The sequence below is a fragment of the Pikeienuella sp. genome, assembly GCF_046290545.1.
GTDB lineage: Bacteria > Pseudomonadota > Alphaproteobacteria > Rhodobacterales > Rhodobacteraceae > Pikeienuella.
Genome location: NZ_JBKAGV010000005.1, coordinates 189,191 through 204,704, shown reverse-complemented (window position 1 = coordinate 204,704; position 15,514 = coordinate 189,191). Strand labels below are relative to the sequence as shown.

14 protein-coding genes are annotated in these 15,514 nt (G+C 68.7%); 10 read left to right on the top strand and 4 right to left on the bottom strand.

The annotated features are described in order from the left end of the window. Window positions 1–17: 17 nt before the first annotated feature. Entirely contained in the window at window positions 18–476 is a 459-nt protein-coding gene (locus ACE37J_RS03615) for a MaoC family dehydratase (protein WP_409707167.1), read from the bottom strand. A gap of 296 nt (window positions 477–772) precedes the next feature. Further along, entirely contained in the window at window positions 773–1,636 is an 864-nt protein-coding gene (locus ACE37J_RS03610) for a TIGR01459 family HAD-type hydrolase (protein ID WP_409707164.1), read from the bottom strand. 172 nt (window positions 1,637–1,808) lie between these two features. On the opposite strand from ACE37J_RS03610, the gene groES reads away from it, so the two are divergent. Further along, on the top strand, window positions 1,809–2,120 hold the full coding sequence (groES, locus tag ACE37J_RS03605) for a co-chaperone GroES (RefSeq protein WP_409707161.1): 312 nt from the start codon (window positions 1,809–1,811) through the stop codon (window positions 2,118–2,120). Between the two features lie 45 nt (window positions 2,121–2,165). After that, a complete protein-coding gene (groL, locus tag ACE37J_RS03600) occupies window positions 2,166–3,803 on the top strand; it encodes a chaperonin GroEL (protein ID WP_409707158.1) in 1,638 nt (545 codons plus the stop codon). 334 nt (window positions 3,804–4,137) lie between these two features. On the opposite strand, the gene ACE37J_RS03595 is transcribed toward groL, so the two are convergent. Then, a complete protein-coding gene (locus ACE37J_RS03595; RefSeq protein WP_409707155.1) occupies window positions 4,138–6,177 on the bottom strand; it encodes a methyl-accepting chemotaxis protein in 2,040 nt (679 codons plus the stop codon). A gap of 229 nt (window positions 6,178–6,406) precedes the next feature. Between ACE37J_RS03595 and secF the strand changes: the two genes are divergently transcribed. The 5 genes from secF to ACE37J_RS03570 all read left to right on the top strand — a co-directional run bounded on the left by secF (window position 6,407) and on the right by ACE37J_RS03570 (window position 11,202). Further along, window positions 6,407–7,333 carry a protein translocase subunit SecF gene (gene secF / locus ACE37J_RS03590; RefSeq protein WP_409707152.1) on the top strand — a complete coding sequence of 309 codons (927 nt, stop codon included), beginning with the start codon at window positions 6,407–6,409 and terminating at the stop codon, window positions 7,331–7,333. 245 nt (window positions 7,334–7,578) lie between these two features. Continuing rightward, window positions 7,579–8,286 carry an AzlC family ABC transporter permease gene (locus ACE37J_RS03585; RefSeq protein ID WP_409707149.1) on the top strand — a complete coding sequence of 236 codons (708 nt, stop codon included), beginning with the start codon at window positions 7,579–7,581 and terminating at the stop codon, window positions 8,284–8,286. Next, on the top strand, window positions 8,279–8,602 hold the full coding sequence (locus ACE37J_RS03580; protein ID WP_409707146.1) for an AzlD domain-containing protein: 324 nt from the start codon (window positions 8,279–8,281) through the stop codon (window positions 8,600–8,602). The genes ACE37J_RS03585 and ACE37J_RS03580 overlap by 8 nt, the downstream gene beginning before the upstream one ends. 205 nt (window positions 8,603–8,807) lie before the next feature. Further along, complete coding sequence (locus tag ACE37J_RS03575; protein WP_409707142.1) at window positions 8,808–10,184, top strand: cytochrome ubiquinol oxidase subunit I; 1,377 nt, start codon at window positions 8,808–8,810, stop codon at window positions 10,182–10,184. 4 nt (window positions 10,185–10,188) lie between these two features. After that, a complete protein-coding gene (locus ACE37J_RS03570) occupies window positions 10,189–11,202 on the top strand; it encodes a cytochrome d ubiquinol oxidase subunit II (RefSeq protein ID WP_409707139.1) in 1,014 nt (337 codons plus the stop codon). 18 nt (window positions 11,203–11,220) lie between these two features. On the opposite strand, the gene ACE37J_RS03565 is transcribed toward ACE37J_RS03570, so the two are convergent. Continuing rightward, the gene (locus ACE37J_RS03565; protein WP_409707136.1) at window positions 11,221–12,306 is read right to left on the bottom strand and encodes a peptidoglycan-binding protein; all 1,086 of its coding nucleotides are present in this window, start codon (window positions 12,304–12,306) and stop codon (window positions 11,221–11,223) included. 163 nt (window positions 12,307–12,469) lie between these two features. Between ACE37J_RS03565 and ACE37J_RS03560 the strand changes: the two genes are divergently transcribed. The 3 genes from ACE37J_RS03560 (at window position 12,470) to ACE37J_RS03550 (ending at window position 15,513) form a co-directional block, all read left to right on the top strand. Continuing rightward, window positions 12,470–12,949, top strand: coding sequence for a PaaI family thioesterase (locus tag ACE37J_RS03560; RefSeq protein ID WP_409707133.1), 480 nt, complete (start codon window positions 12,470–12,472; stop codon window positions 12,947–12,949). 214 nt (window positions 12,950–13,163) lie between these two features. Further along, window positions 13,164–14,180: an amino acid ABC transporter substrate-binding protein gene (locus tag ACE37J_RS03555; protein WP_409707130.1), complete on the top strand. Its 1,017-nt coding sequence runs from the start codon at window positions 13,164–13,166 to the stop codon at window positions 14,178–14,180. A 97-nt stretch (window positions 14,181–14,277) separates the two neighbouring features. Further along, window positions 14,278–15,513, top strand: a complete 1,236-nt coding sequence (locus ACE37J_RS03550; protein ID WP_409707126.1) for an amino acid ABC transporter permease — start codon at window positions 14,278–14,280, stop codon at window positions 15,511–15,513. Window position 15,514: the final 1 nt, after the last annotated feature.

The window sequence follows — 15,514 nt, the reverse complement described above, 5'->3', positions numbered from 1 at the left end:
GATCGCGCGCGGCCGCCTCAGTCGAATTTCGCCGACGGGGCGAGGACGAGCGCCTCCCCCTTCAGGACGACCGTATCGCCCACGGCGCAAGAGCATTCAAGCGTGACGCGGCGCTTGCCGTAGTCGATGGCCGTCACCGTCACCTTCGCCTCGACATGGTCGCCCGGCCGGACGGGGGCGAGGAAGGTGAGGGACTGCTTCATGTAGATCGAGCCATGGCCCGGCAGCTGCTCCCCGATGATGGCGGAGATCAGGCCCGCGGTCAGCATCCCGTGGGCGATGCGCCCGCCGAAGATCGTGTCGCGCGCGTAGTCGTCATCGAAATGCACCGGGTTCCTGTCGGTCGAGACGCGGCCGAAGAGCTCGATGTCGGAATCGTCGATGGTCTTCGAGAGGCGGCGGCACATGCCGATCTCGATGTCCTCGATGCAGATCGTCCCGCGGCGAATCTCGTCCCGTCCGTCCGAATCGTACATGGCGCATCCCCTCTTCGCTGATGCGGGATGTAGCGCCGCAGCGCGGAAACGGCAAGCACGAAGGTAATATCCGGTCTCACCCCGGCGGGAATGGGAAATTATGTTGCTCGCCGCTTTCACTCCGGCCCACCCCCGCTCCACTACGTCCGTCAAGCGATTTCCGGACGGATGAAGCGCTCCCGCCCCCCCTGATCCGGGAGAGGGAGAGGCAAGCGGGGGCAGCCTTCGCAAAATGCGAAGATTCTGATTGCTTCATGTATTCAGCGGGTTGACCCCTCTGCGCACTGTGCGCAGGCTCAACGCAGCAGGCCCATCGCATAGCGCGGCGCGGCCTTCGCCTCGCCGAGGAACCGGTCGAGCCGCCCCCTCTCCGGCGCCCCGTCCGGCCCCAGCACCTCTTCCGCGGCGAGGCCGGCGGCGATGAAGAGGCAGTCCAGCCCCTCCCCCGCCGCGCCGGCGACATCCGTCCTGATCCCGTCGCCGACGCAGAGGATTCGCTCGTCCGGAATCACCCGCCCCGCCGCCTCCGTCAGCACCTGCCGGGCATGGTCGTAGATCTGCGGGTGCGGCTTGCCGTATTCCGTGACCGCGCCGCCCTTCTCCCGATAAAGCGCCGCGAGCGCGCCGGCGCACCAGGCCCTCCGCCCGCCGACATCCACGACAAGGTCCGGATTGGCGCAGAGCATCGGCAGCCGCCGCAGCGCCGCCTCGGTCAGCAGGTCGTCATAGTCCTCCGGCGTCTCCGTCCTGTCGTCCCGGAGGCCGGTGACGACGAGGCTCTCGGCATCCTCCAGCCGCACCCGCTCCGCCGCCACGCCCTCGAAGACCGCCGCGTCCTTCTCCCACACGCCGAGATGATGCAGCCGCGCGCCCCATTCCCCGCGCCGCAGCGCATCCCGCGCCGCGCCGCCGGAGGAGGCGATCACGTCCCAGCTGTCCTCCGGCGCCCGCATCGCCTCAAGCTGGAGCCGCACGGATTCCGGCGGCCGCGGCGCGTTGGTGAGGAGGACGACCGCCCCGCCCCCCGCCCGAAAGGCCCGCAAGGCCGCAACCGCGCCCGGCAGCGGCGCGACGCCGTCATGATAGCAGCCCCAGACATCGCAGAAGAGCGCGTCATAGCGGCCGGAAAGGTCGGCGAGGGAGTCGATGATCTCGGTCATGCCCCGTCTTTCGCCCGGCTCCGCGCGCGGCGCAACGGGTATGAATGAGGGGTTGACGGCGCGCGGCGATGTTTCTATCTCCGCGCCACGGTTAGCACTCAGGGGAGGCGAGTGCTAACATCCTTCAAGCCTCCCGAAACGAACAACCGCAGACGAACCAGGAGCGACTGACATGGCGTTCACCCCCCTGCACGACCGCGTGCTCGTCCGCCGCATCGAAGGCGAGGCCAAGACCGCCGGCGGGCTCATCATCCCCGACAGCGCCAAGGAAAAGCCCCAGGAAGGCGAAGTCATCGCCGTCGGCGAGGGCGCGCGCAAGGATTCCGGCGAGCTGATCCCGATGGCCGTCAAGGCCGGCGACAAGATCCTCTTCGGCAAGTGGTCCGGCACCGAGGTCAAACTCGACGGCGAGGAGCTCATCATCATGAAGGAGAGCGACATCCTCGGGATCATCACGCCCTCCTCCGCCGCGAAGGCCGCCTGAGCGCGCCCGGCGACTGACACTGACAACGAATAAAGGAGCATCCACATGGCTGCCAAGGACGTGAAGTTCAGCACCGACGCCCGCGACCGCATGCTGAAGGGCGTCAACACCCTCGCCAACGCGGTGAAGGTGACCCTCGGCCCGAAGGGCCGCAACGTCGTGATCGACAAGAGCTTCGGCGCGCCGCGCATCACCAAGGACGGCGTCACCGTCGCCAAGGAGATCGAGCTTTCCGACAAGTTCGAGAACATGGGCGCCCAGATGGTCCGCGAAGTCGCTTCGCGCACCAATGACGAGGCCGGCGACGGCACGACGACGGCGACGGTTCTCGCCCAGGCGATCGTCGTCGAGGGCATGAAGTCGGTCGCGGCCGGCATCAACCCGATGGACCTGAAGCGCGGCATCGACCTCGCGGTCGCCAAGGTCGTCGCGGAGATCCGCGCGATGTCCCGCCCGGTGAACGACTCCGACGAGGTTGCGCAGGTCGGCTCCATCTCCGCCAACGGCGAGTCCGAGATCGGCCGGCAGATCGCCGACGCGATGCAGAAGGTCGGCAACGAGGGCGTCATCACGGTCGAGGAGAACAAGGGCCTCGAGACGGAGACGGACGTCGTCGAGGGCATGCAGTTCGACCGCGGCTACCTCTCCCCCTACTTCGTCACCAACGCCGACAAGATGACGGCGGAGCTCGAGGACGCGCTGATCCTTCTCCACGAGAAGAAGCTCTCCTCCCTCCAGCCGATGGTGCCGCTGCTCGAGGCGGTGATCCAGTCCGGCAAGCCGCTCCTCATCATCGCCGAGGATGTCGAGGGCGAGGCGCTCGCCACGCTCGTCGTCAACAAGCTCCGCGGCGGGCTGAAGATCGCGGCCGTGAAGGCTCCGGGCTTCGGCGACCGGCGGAAGGCCATGCTGCAGGACATCGCGATCCTGACCGGCGGCCAGGTGATCTCCGATGATCTCGGCATGAAGCTCGAGAGTGTCGGCATCGACATGCTCGGCACGGCGCGGAAAGTGTCCATCAACAAGGACAACACCACGATCATCGACGGCCACGGCGAGAAGGCCGAGATCGAGGCGCGCGTCGCCCAGATCCGCAGCCAGATCGAGGAGACGACCTCCGACTACGACCGCGAGAAGCTGCAGGAGCGGCTCGCGAAGCTCGCCGGCGGCGTCGCGGTGATCCGCGTCGGCGGCTCCACCGAGGTCGAGGTGAAGGAGCGCAAGGACCGTGTGGACGACGCGCTGAACGCCACCCGCGCCGCGGTGCAGGAAGGCGTCGTTCCGGGCGGCGGCGTGGCGCTCGTGCAGGCGGGCCGCGTGCTCGTCGGGCTCGAGGGCGCGAATGCGGACCAGACGACCGGCATGAAGATCGTCGCCCGCGCCATCCAGGCCCCGCTGCGCCAGATCGCCGAGAACGCCGGCGTCGACGGCGCGGTCGTGGCCGGCAAGGTCATGGAGTCGAAGGAGAAGAACTTCGGCTTCAACGCCCAGACCGAGGAATATGGCGACATGTTCAAGATGGGCATCATCGACCCGGCCAAGGTCGTGCGCCACGCGCTCGAGGATGCGGCTTCCGTCGCCTCCCTCCTCATCACCACCGAGGCCATGGTCGCCGACAAGCCGGAGCCGAAGGGCTCTCAGCCGGCGATGCCCGACATGGGCGGCATGGGCGGCATGATGTAAGACCTCGCGTCAGTCGAGGGACAGTGAGGGCCGCCCCATCGGGGCGGCCCGTTTCGTTTGCGTCGACGGCGCGAGGCGTGTGCGCTCACAGTGAGCAGACCCCCTAACGTATTGTTTTGGAGATGTTTCTGAAAACTTGTCACTTTTGCGACAAACCGTCGGACCCCGCGCGGCGGCACTTGGCGCCGCTCCTCCCGCAGTCGGGACAGGCTCGCCGCAAGGGCGGCGCGCCCCCCTTCCCGCCGGGCGGGCGGAGCGGAAACGCCGCCGGCACGCCCGGGGCCGCGCGACGTGATCGGAGGGACACGCGGGTTGGCGCGGGCCGGCCCTCGCTTCAGGCGGCCGCCTTCATCCGGTCCTGCGCAGGCGGTTTCCCCGCATGCGCTCCCCCCTCCGCCTCAGCCAGAGTGAAGGCGGCCATCATCGACTGCTGCTCGTTCGTGTGGCCCGAAAGCGCCTCCGCGGTCGCGCGCGCCGCCCGTGCGGCCCTTGCGTTTTCCTGGATTACGGCGTCGAGCGCGCGCACCGACTCGTTGATGCTCTCGGCGCCCGAAGACTGCTCCCGCACCGCGGCGGCGATCTCCGAGACGAGCGCGGCGGTGCGGGTGATCTCGGGCGCGAGATGCTCGATCCGGCCGCTGGCGGCGCGGGCGGCGCCGAGCGTCTCGGTCGAGAGAGCCGAAATCTCGACCGCTGCGGCCTGCGACCGCTCCGCCAGTTTCCGCACTTCGGAGGCGACCACGGCGAAGCCGCGCCCATGCTCCCCGGCCCGCGCCGCCTCCACGGCGGCGTTGAGGGCGAGAAGGTCAGTCTGCCGCGCGATTTCCTGAATGATCATGATCTTTTCGGCGATGGCCTCCATCGCGGCGGAGGACTGGTTGACGGCCGCCGCGCTCTCCCGCGCCTCGGCGGCGCAGGCGACGGCGATCCGCTCCGTCTCCCGCGCGTTCTGCGAGGTCTGACCGAGGCTGGCGGTGATCTCCTCGACCGCGGCGGAGGCGGACTGGACGGAGGCCGCCTGCGTCTCGGCCCCGTCCGCGATGGTCTCCGCCGTCTTCTCCATGTCGCCGGCCCCGGCCTCGACGGCGGAGGCGACCTCGCGCGCCTTGCCGATCGTGCGGTTAAGCGCCGCGACCATCGCCGCGAAGGCGCGGCCCATCCGGTCCTCCTCGGAGACGGGAACGATCTTCACGCCGAGATCGCCGGCGCCGATCCGGTCCGCCGCGTCTGCCGTCTTCGCAAGATAGGCGGCGACATGCCGGACATCCTCGAGGATCAGGCCGAGCTCGTCCGACCGGCGCCGGGCCGGCATTTCGATTTGCGTCGCGCCGCGGCGGAGCCCGCCAAGGGCGAGGCCGACCGACGCGACGCCCCGCGTGAGGCTGGCGCGGATCAGGAGGCCGGCCGCGGCCGTGACGACGATCAGAATCGCGCCCGCGACGGCGAAGAGGGTCGTTCTCGTCTCCAACACGGCGATGCGCGCAGTGGCGGCCAGGCCAGAGGAGGCAAGCGCATCCTTCGCCACGTCGTGCATCAGGTTGAGGCGCGCGGTTGCGGTATCGAACCACTCGGAGCCGGTCACGCCCTTCGTATCCAGCGTTACGTCCAAGTCCGCCAGGATCGTGCGCCATTCCGTCACCTGCGCGACGGCAGGGCCGGCCACGACCTCGTCGAAGCGGGCGACGAGCGCCTCGGGCGCCTGCTGCCGAAAGAGCGTCAGCGCGGCTGTCTCCCCGACAAGGCGAACCTTGTAGTCGCGATAGAGCCGCGCGTTGACCTGCCCGGCGGCGGCCTGGTTCAGCAGCGCCGCGCCGAAGGCGCGTTCGAGCCCGCCATTTTCCTTCGCCTCAACGATGTAGGCGACGGCGGCGAGGTCCAGCGCCGTTTCCAGATCGGGGCTCTGGCGCACGGCGTTCGAGATCACGGCGGAGAACTTCGCGATGCGGGCGGTGTAGAAGGCCGCCGCTTCCGGGGCGGCGGCCCCGGCCTCGACCTCGGGCCGGAATGCGGAGACCTCCGCGCGGACCGCGACCGCGGCGTCCAGCGGCGCGGCAAGCGCGGGAACGGCTGCGCGCGCGTCGTCAGCGGCCGTTTCGAAGGCCTCCAGCGCCGCGTCCACGCGAAGCCGCTGATCCTGAAGCCTGGCGAGCGCCGGCCCCTCACGGTTCGCCGATATGAAGGATACGCTGAGACCGCGCTCGATCTGCAACTCGTGGATCGCGGCGCCTGCGCGGTCGCTGAGCGGGATCACATTCGCCCGGGCGCTCATCTCCGCCGCGGCCTGCGACAAGTCCGAAAGGGCGAGCGCGACGAGGCCGACGGTCGACGCAAGCGGCAGGAAGATCGCAAGCGCGATCCGGGTCTTGAGATTCAAGGGGAGCTCCATGGCTGCAGTCGTGGGGACTCCGAGCCAAGCGGCCTCGCCCCAGTCGCGCTTACGAATACCCAAGACACATTTTCGGCAGGTTAACCGCGGCGATCTGGTGCGCGGCCGGCTCCCCTTGCGCGCTGGCCGGTCGCACGCCAAATCTCTGATCGGGCGTCTCGTGGGGCGCGCGCCCGCGCCCCCGCCCGGGAGGACGGGGCCGCACCGGGCCCGCATCATGACCATCACATCATCCGGCCTTGCGCCGGGGCGCGCGGCGCCCCTGCCCTTCACCCGATGGCGCCGTCTCGGCTTCGCCGTCTCGCTCGCGATTTTGCTCGCGACCTTCGTCGCGCTCGGGCTCCGGGGGCTCGATCTCGGGATCGACTTCACCGGCGGCGTCTCCGTCGAGGCGGCCTTGGGGCGGGAGGCGGACGCGGCTGCGCTGGAGGCGCTGAGGGAGCGGCTCGCGGCGAAGGGGCTGACCGGCGCCGAGGCGCAGGGGCTGGACGGCGGCTCCGTCCTCATCCGCCTGCCCCCGGGCGAGGGCGGGAGCGCGGCGGCGGACGCCGTCTCCCGCGCGCTGGGGGCGGGGGCGGAGATCCGCTCGGTGGATGTGGTGGGCCCCAAGGTTTCCGGCGAGCTCTTCCGGAGCGGCGCGCTCGCCAGCCTCCTCGCCGTGCTCGGCATCGCGATCTACATCTGGCTGCGATTCGAGGCGCGCTACGCCTTCGCGGCCTTCCTAACGACGGCGCATGACGTGGCGATGGTGGTGGGGCTGTTTGCGATCACCCGCCTCTCCTTCGACCTCACCTCCATCGCCGCATTGCTCGCCGTTGCGGGGTATTCGATCAACGACACGGTGGTGGTGTTCGACCGCATCCGGGAGACGCTGGGCCGCCCCGGCGCGGGGCCCCTGCCCCTCGTCATCGACCAGGCGGTGACGGAGACGCTGCGGCGGACGCTGATGACCTCGGGGACGACGCTGGCCGCCACGGTCTCGCTGATGATCTTCGGCGGCCCCGCCCTCTTCGGCTTCGCGGCGGCGACGACCTTCGGCATCGCGCTCGGCACGATCTCCTCCATCTGCATCGCCGCGCCCCTGCTCCTCCACCTGCCGGGAGCGCTGACGCGGCGGGCGGAGGAGACGGCGGAGGGGGAGTGAGGGATGTGTGCACACGGTGTGCAAGGGGGTTATGTACCTGTGATATATAGGTAATCGGAAAAAGGGCTGCGCGAGCCGCATTGACGTTTCCAGGCGCGGGAATGGGGCGCCGGCCGATTCGCCGCGGGGCAAATCGGCCGGGCGCTTGCGGCGGATCCGGCGCGAAACACGGATGCGGGAGCGAGGAGCCCCCCTTCCCCCCGCTCCCTCCCCATGCTTTGAAGGCGCGCCTTCAGGGGGACCACATGACGACTGACAGGAGCGGGCCGCTCTTTCGCCGCGGATTGCGGGACGGAATGCCCTTCAACCTCGCCTCGATCCCCTTCTCGCTCCTCTTCGGCGTCGTCGCGGTGGAGGCGGGGTTCGACATCGCGCAGGTGATGGGGATGAGCTTCATCGTTATCGCCGGCGCCTCCTCCCTCACCGCGATCCAGCTTCTGGGCGAGGGCGCGCCGGCTTTCATGGCCGTGCTGGCGGGGGCGGCGGTGAATCTCCGGATGGCGATGTATTCGGCCTCCCTCGCCCCGCATATCGCCGGGGGGCCGCTGCCGTGGCGGCTCGTCGGGGCCTATTTCCTCGTCGATCATGTCTACGCCATGGCGCTCCGCGACTACGAGGCGCACGAGCGGACCATGCAGGAGAAGTTCGCCTATTTCTTCGGGCTCGCGCTCGCCGTCTGCCCGTTCTGGTATCTCTTCTGCTGGGTCGGCGCCGTGCTCGGCGCCGCGATCCCGCCGGACTGGCCGCTCGATTTCGCGGGGGCGATCATGTTCACCTCGCTCTGCGCGCCGATGATCCGCGACCGGGCGACGGCGCTCGCCGCGGCTGTCGCCGCCTCGGGCGCGCTCCTCGCCTCCGCACTGCCCTTCTCGCTCGGCCTTGTCGTCGGCGCGGCGCTCGGCATGGCGGCGGGGGCGCTCTACGAGATACGGCGGGAGCGGCGCGATGCGTGACGACCTGACGATCTGGGGCGTGATCGTGGCGCTGGGGATCATCACCTATCTGATCCGCTTTTCCTTCATCGGGCTGATGGCGGGGCGGGAGACGCCGCCCTGGGCGCACCGTCTCCTCCGCTTCGTGCCGGTGACGGTGCTGCCGGCGCTCGTCGCCCCGATCATCCTCTGGCCGCCGGGCACAGGCGGGGAGACTGACCCGGCGCGACTCCTCGCGGCGGCGGCGACGCTGGCGGCGGGCATGTGGACGCGAAGCGCGCCGCTCGCCTTCCTCGCCGGGCTCGCGGCGCTGATGATCTTTTTGCAGGTCCTCTGAGCAACGGAATCCGCTTCTCGCGCGTTGAACGGTCAAGCGACGGTTCGCCGTCGCCCGCCCGGCCGGGACGGCCCCCCTCCACACCGGCCGGGCGCCTTACCTATCGTCAGCGCCATGCTGACGCATGCGACAGGGCGTTCCTCCCCGTTCACGCCTTCCGGCCTATTTTCTGCTATGAACCAGACCTAGCGGCACGGAGCCCATGATGGACGCCCTGATCCTTTCGCGCATCCAGTTCGGCGCGAACATCTCGTTCCATATCCTCTTTCCGACCATCACCATCGCGATGGGCTGGATGCTGCTTTCCTTCAAGCTGCTCTACAACCGGACGGGGGACGAAGCCTGGATGGCGGCCTATCGCTTCTGGGTGAAGGTCTTCGCGCTCTCCTTTGCGCTCGGCGTCGTCTCCGGCATCACCATGTCCTTCCAGTTCGGCACCAACTGGCCGGGCTTCATGGAGCGGGTGGGCAACATCGCCGGGCCGCTGCTGGCCTATGAGGTGATGACGGCCTTCTTCCTCGAGGCGGTGTTCCTCGGGATCATGCTCTTCGGCTGGAACAAGGTGCCGAGCTGGCTGCATACGCTCGCCACCTTCCTCGTCGCCTTCGGGACGACGATGAGCGCCTTCTGGATCCTCGTCCTCAATTCTTGGATGCACACGCCCGCCGGCTTCGAGATGCGGGACGGCGTGGCGCATGCCACCGACTGGCTGGAGATCATCTTCAACCCCTCGATGCCCTATCGCCTGACGCACATGCTGCTGGCGAGCGGGCTGACCTGCGCCTTCCTGATCGCCGGGCTCTCCGCCTTCCGGATGCTGATCGGCGACCCCTCGCGCGAGCCGCGGACGACGTTCCGCTGGTCCGTCTGGGTCGCGGCCGCGCTGATCCCGGCGCAGATCTTCGCGGGGGACATGCACGGGCTCAACACGCTGGAGCACCAGCCGCAGAAGGTCGCGGCGATGGAGGGCCATTGGGAGACGGGGCCGGCGGACCTCGTGCTCTTCGGCATCCCCAACGAGGAAGAGCGGCGCAACGATTTCGAGATCGCGATCCCGAACGGGGCGAGCCTGATCCTCAAGCATTCGCTGGACGGCGAGGTGCAGGGGCTCAACGACTTCGTGGCGGAGGACGGGACGGTTCTGCACCCGCCGGTCGCGCCCGTCTTCTGGTCCTTCCGGGTTATGGTGGCGACGGGCTTCACGATGCTCGCCCTCTCCTGGGGCGCGGCCTTCCTGATGTGGCGGCGGCGGACGGCGGCGGGGCTCAACCCCTGGCTTCTGCGCGCCTTCGTGCCGATGGCCTTTTCCGGCTGGGTGGCGACGCTCGCGGGCTGGTACACGACCGAGATCGGCCGGCAGCCTTGGCTCGTGCAGGGCGTGGTGACGGTGAAGGAGGCAGTGGCGGACGTGCCGGCGGGCATGGTGCTCTCCACCCTCATCATGTACCTCACCGTCTATGTCGCGCTGATCCTCGCCTATGTGACGATGCTCTTCGTGCTCGCGCGCAGGGCGGCGCGGGGCGAGGTGGCGCCGGAGCTCGTGCGCTCGGGCGCGGGGCCCGTCGCCGTCGCGGCGGAGTGAGGCGATGATGGATCTCTTCGGCCCCCCGGAAATCTGGCTCCCACTCGTCTTTGCGGGGCTGATGGGCCTCTCGATCCTGATCTATGTCGTGCTGGACGGGTTCGACCTCGGCGTCGGCGTGCTAACGCCCTTCGTCGGCGACGAGGACAAGGACCGGATGATCGCCTCGATCGGCCCGTTCTGGGATGCGAACGAGACGTGGCTGGTGCTCGCCGTCGGGCTCCTCCTCGTCGCCTTCCCGGCGGCGCACGGGCAGATCCTGACGGCGCTCTATCTTCCCTGCGCGCTCCTCCTCATCGCGCTGATCCTGCGCGGCGTCGCCTTCGAGTTCCGGGCGAAGACGACGGGGCGGCTGCACCGGCTCTGGAACCGGATCTTCTTCGTCGGCTCCCTCGGCGCCTCGCTCTCGCAGGGCTACATGCTCGGGCTCTACATCATGGGGCTGGAGCGGACATGGGCGACGCTCGGCTTCGCCGTCGTCGCCGCCTTCGCGCTGACGGCGGCCTATGGCTTCATCGGGGCGTGCTGGCTGATCCTGAAGACGGAGGGCGACCTGCAATACCGGGCGGTGCGCTGGGCGCGGACCGGGCTTTTCGCGATGATCGGCGGGTTCGGGCTTATCAGCCTCGCGACGCCGCTCGTCTCCCCCCGCATCTTCGAGAAGTGGTTCGCCTTCCCCGAGATCCTGCTCCTCTCGCCGCTGCCGCTCGCGGCGGGGGCGGCGGCCTTCGTGCTCTGGCGGATGCTGGACCGGATGCCGATGCGGAATGACGGCTGGTCCTGGGCGCCGTTCGCCCTTGCCGCCCTCCTGTTCATCCTCGCCTTCGGCGGGCTCGCCTATTCCTTCTACCCGTATGTGGTGCCCGAGAAGCTAACGATCTACGAGGCGGCGAGCGCGCCGGAGAGCCTGGCGATCATCCTCGTCGGCGCGCTCTTCGTGCTGCCGGCGATCATCGGCTACACGATCATCGCCTATACGGTGTTCCGCGGGAAGGCGACGAAGCTCACCTACTACTGACGCGCGGCGGCGGGCGGCTCATCCGCCCGTCGTCTTCGCCGCATGGGCGATGAGGTGGCGCTGCACGATCTCGAACCAGACGCCGTCCTCCCGGATCTGGCGAAGACCCTCGTTGATGAGGGCGATCTGCTCTTCCTTCCTCGGATTGTTGATCGACGAGACGGCGTGCATCGTCGTCACATAGGCGAGTTCGGGGATTTCCTCGATCTGCCCCTGAAGGCGGAGCGAGGCCGCCATGCTGTCCGCCACCGTGGTGGCGACGAGGATGACGTCGACCTCGCCCGCGACCAGCCCCTCGAAGCAATCCCTGAAGAGCGTCGGGCGGACGAGGGTGATCGCCGGCTCCTTCAGGTCGAATTCCTCCAGCATGTAGGTGGCGTAGGCCTCGGGCCGGCAAATGCGCTTGCCCATCAGGTCGGCATGCGCGCGCGGCTTCGCCGGATCGTCGGCACGGACGTAATAGCCGGTGATCATTTCGAAGAGCGGGTCGGACCAGTAGAGGCTGCGGCAGCGGAACTGCGCATCCTCCCCAAGCTTCTCGATCAGGTCGCAGTTCGGCTTGAACCAGGCGATGGAGACGTCATAGGCGACGTCGGAAAGGAGCGGGACGAGATGGGCCGTCCAGTCCTTGATCGTGTCGATCTTGTAGTCCTTCTCGTCCATGACGCGGGAGAGGGAGACGTTCAGGATCTCCGTGATCATGCCCCCCTGTTCCTGCGTATGGTCGGTGAAGGGCGCCCAGTCCGTCCCCGTCATGGCGCGAAGGGCGGCGCGATTCGGCATCGGCGGGGCGCCCGTGCTCTGCGCCTCCAGCGTCACGGTCGCCGTCGGCGCGGCGGAGACGGTTCCGCCGTCGAGGCACGGGATGGCGAGCTGCATCCCGATCTCGATGAGGCCGGGGTCGCGCCCGATCGTCGCGCGGTTCGCGCTGTAGAGCAGCTGGTAGGACTTGTCCGGGCCGTAGGCGCGGTTGGTGATGAGCTGCAGCGTGTCGCCGCGGACGACGGTGTAGGACCCGCCGCAGGCGATGTCCTGCGCGGCGGCTCCGCCCGGGGAGAGCCCTCCGGCGAGCAGCGCGGCGACGGCGAAGACGATGGAACGCATGAGCCCCCCGGCGGTTCTGGACGCGGGCGCAGAATGGGCGAGGGCGCCGCGGGATTCAAGCGAGCGCGCGGATGCGGGAAGTGACGTTGCGTCGCGCGGACGGGCGGCTTGCGGCGCCGGGCGGGGCGGGACACCCTCGCACCGCGACAGGAGGAGAGACGAGATGCGGCGCGTTGCGAAGGACATGAGCGAAATGCCGGGGCCGGAGGTCATCGGCTCGATGTCCGGCCTCGAATTCATGCAGGCGATCCGGGACGGGCGGCTGGCCGGCGCGCCCATCGCGGGGACGCTGAACTACGACCTGCTGGAGGTCGAGGAAGGGCGCGTCGTCTTCGGCGGGCGGCCCGAATTCTCCGCCTACAACCCGATCGGCTCGGTCCATGGCGGGTGGTTCGGCACGCTGCTGGACAGCTGCATGGCCTGCGCCGTGCAGACCATGCTGCCGAAGGGCCGCGGCTACACGACGCTCGAATACAAGATCAACATCCTGCGCGCGGCCACGACGAAGAGCGGGCTGATCCGGGCCGAGGGCCGCGCGGTGCATGTCGGCCGGCGCACGGCGACGGCGGAAGGGCGGATGACGGGCGAGGACGGCAAGCTCTACGCGACCGGAACGACGACCTGCCTCATCCTCGAGTTGTGAAGCCGGGCGCCCGTTCGTTCGGCATTTGCGTTCAATCCGGACAAAGCGTCGTCTGACAGGGCGGCGGCGCCGGATTCGGAGGCGCCAAGCCTTGACGGGGCGCTCCCGCAGTGCATCACTCCCTGTTATCAGCCTGATCGGCGCCTGTGCGCCGGTCGGGCTGGCGTAACGCGCCCCGCAAAGGGGCCGCCCACCAGGGAAGAGGTCTGAAAAGATGAAATCCACATACATTCTCGGCGCGATGGCCGTGGCGGGGCTCGCCGCCTCCGCCGCCTCCGCCGCCACCCTCGACGATGTGAAGGCCGCCGGAACGCTGAAATGCGGCGTCACCACCGGCCTCGTCGGCTTCGGCGCGCCCGACGCCGCCGGCAAGTGGTCCGGCTTCGACGTTTCCGTCTGCCGCGCGATCGCCGCCGCCGTGCTCGGCGACGCGGAGAAGGTCACCTACGTTCCGACCACCGGCAAGACGCGCTTCACCGCCCTCGCCTCCGGCGAGGTCGACGTGCTCGCCCGCAACACGACCTGGACGTTCAGCCGCGACACCGATCTCGGCTTCGACTTCGTCGGCGTGAACTACTATGACGGCCAGGGCTTCATGGTGCCGAAGGCGCTCGGCGTCTCCTCCGCCATGGAGCTGGACGGCGCGACGATCTGCATCCAGACCGGTACGACGACCGAGCTCAACCTCGCGGACTTCTTCCGCGCCAACAACATGAGCTACGAGCCGGTTCCGATCGAGACGAACGCCGAGGCGCAGCAGAAGTACCTCGCCAACGCCTGCGACGCCTACACGACGGACGCATCCGGCCTCGCCGCGACCCGCGCCACCTTCGAGGCGCCGGCGGACCATATCCTCCTGCCCGAGATCATCTCCAAGGAGCCGCTCGGCCCGCTCGTCCGCCATGGCGACAACCAGTGGGGCGACATCGTCATGTGGACGCTGAACGCCCTCATCGCCGCCGAGGAATACGGGGTGACGAAGGCGAACGCCTCCGACATGAAGGCGAACTCGACCAACCCTGAAGTGAAGCGCCTCCTCGGCGCCGAGGGCGATCTCGGCGCGATGATCGGGCTCGACGCGGACTGGGCCTATCGCGCCATCGCCTCCGAAGGCAATTACGGCGAGATCTTCGAGGCGAATCTCGGCCCGAACACCGCGATCGCGCTGGAGCGCGGCCTGAACGCGCAGTGGACTGCGGGCGGCCTGCTCTACGCGGCTCCGTTCCGGTGATCCCGGCCTGACGGCCCGAGACCTTGCGCCGGGCGGCCCGCCCGCCCGGCGCGCAACGAAAAGAACCAAAGCGTTCAAGCCCTGACAGGGGGTGCACATGTCGGTCACCAGCGGCCCGCCGCCGGCGGAAGGGTTCCGCCTTTCCCAGCTCATCTACGACACGCGATACCGCTCGACGACGATCCAGGTGGTGGCGCTCTTCGCCTTCATGCTGGGCGTGGGCTGGCTGATCAGCAACGCGGCGCAGAACCTTGCGGCGCTCGGCAAGACCTTCAGCTTCTCCTTCCTCTGGACGACGGCCGGCTATGACGTGAACCAGCGTCTGCTGGAATACACGTCCCAGTCCACGCATGGCCGCGCGGCGGTGCTCGGCATCCTCAACACGCTCGTCCTCGCCCTCGTCGGCTGCATCACGGCGACGATCCTCGGCGTCCTCGCCGGCGTCGCGCGCCTCTCGAAGAACTGGATCGTCGCAAAGCTGATGACCGTCTATGTCGAGGCGTTCCGGAACGTCCCGACCCTGCTCTGGATCATCATCGTCACCGCCGTGGTGAACGAGAGCCTGCCCGCCCCGCGCGAGTTCCGCGACGTGGAGACGGGCGCCTTCGTCCTCACCAACCGGGGCGCATATTTCCCGGAGCCGCTCTTTTCCCGCGGGCTCGGCGATCTCGATCTCGGGCTCTTTAAAATCTCGCTCGACCTCATCGCGGTGCTCGCCGTTCTCTTCGCCGGTCTCTACGCCTCGAAGCGGATCGGGCGGGCGGCGGACGCGAAGCAGGCGGCCACGGGGGAACGGCCCAACGTGCTCTGGTACCGGCTTTCCGCCGTGTTCCTGCCGCTCATCGCGCTGCTCGTCGCGCTCGGCTTCCATCTCGGCTATCCGGCGCTGCAGGGCTTCAACTTCCAGGGCGGCACCTTCGTGCGGGACAGTTTCCTCGGCCTCTGGATCGCGCTTTCCCTCTATACCGGCGCCTTCATCGCGGAGAATGTGCGCGCCGGCATCCAGGCGGTCTCCAAGGGGCAGACGGAGGCGGCCTTCGCGCTCGGCCTTCGCCCCTCGCGCACCATGAACCTCGTGATCCTGCCGCAGGCGATGCGGGTGATCGTGCCGCCGCTGATCTCCCAGTATCTCAACCTCACCAAGAACACCTCGCTCGCCATCGCCGTCGGCTACATGGACGCGACGGGCACGCTCGGCGGCATCACGCTGAACCAGACGGGCCGGGAGATGGAGACGCTTCTGCTGCTGATGGCGTTCTATCTCGTGATCTCGCTTTCCATCAGCTTCGTGATGAATCTCTACAACGAACGCATCAAGCTGAGGGAGCGGTGAG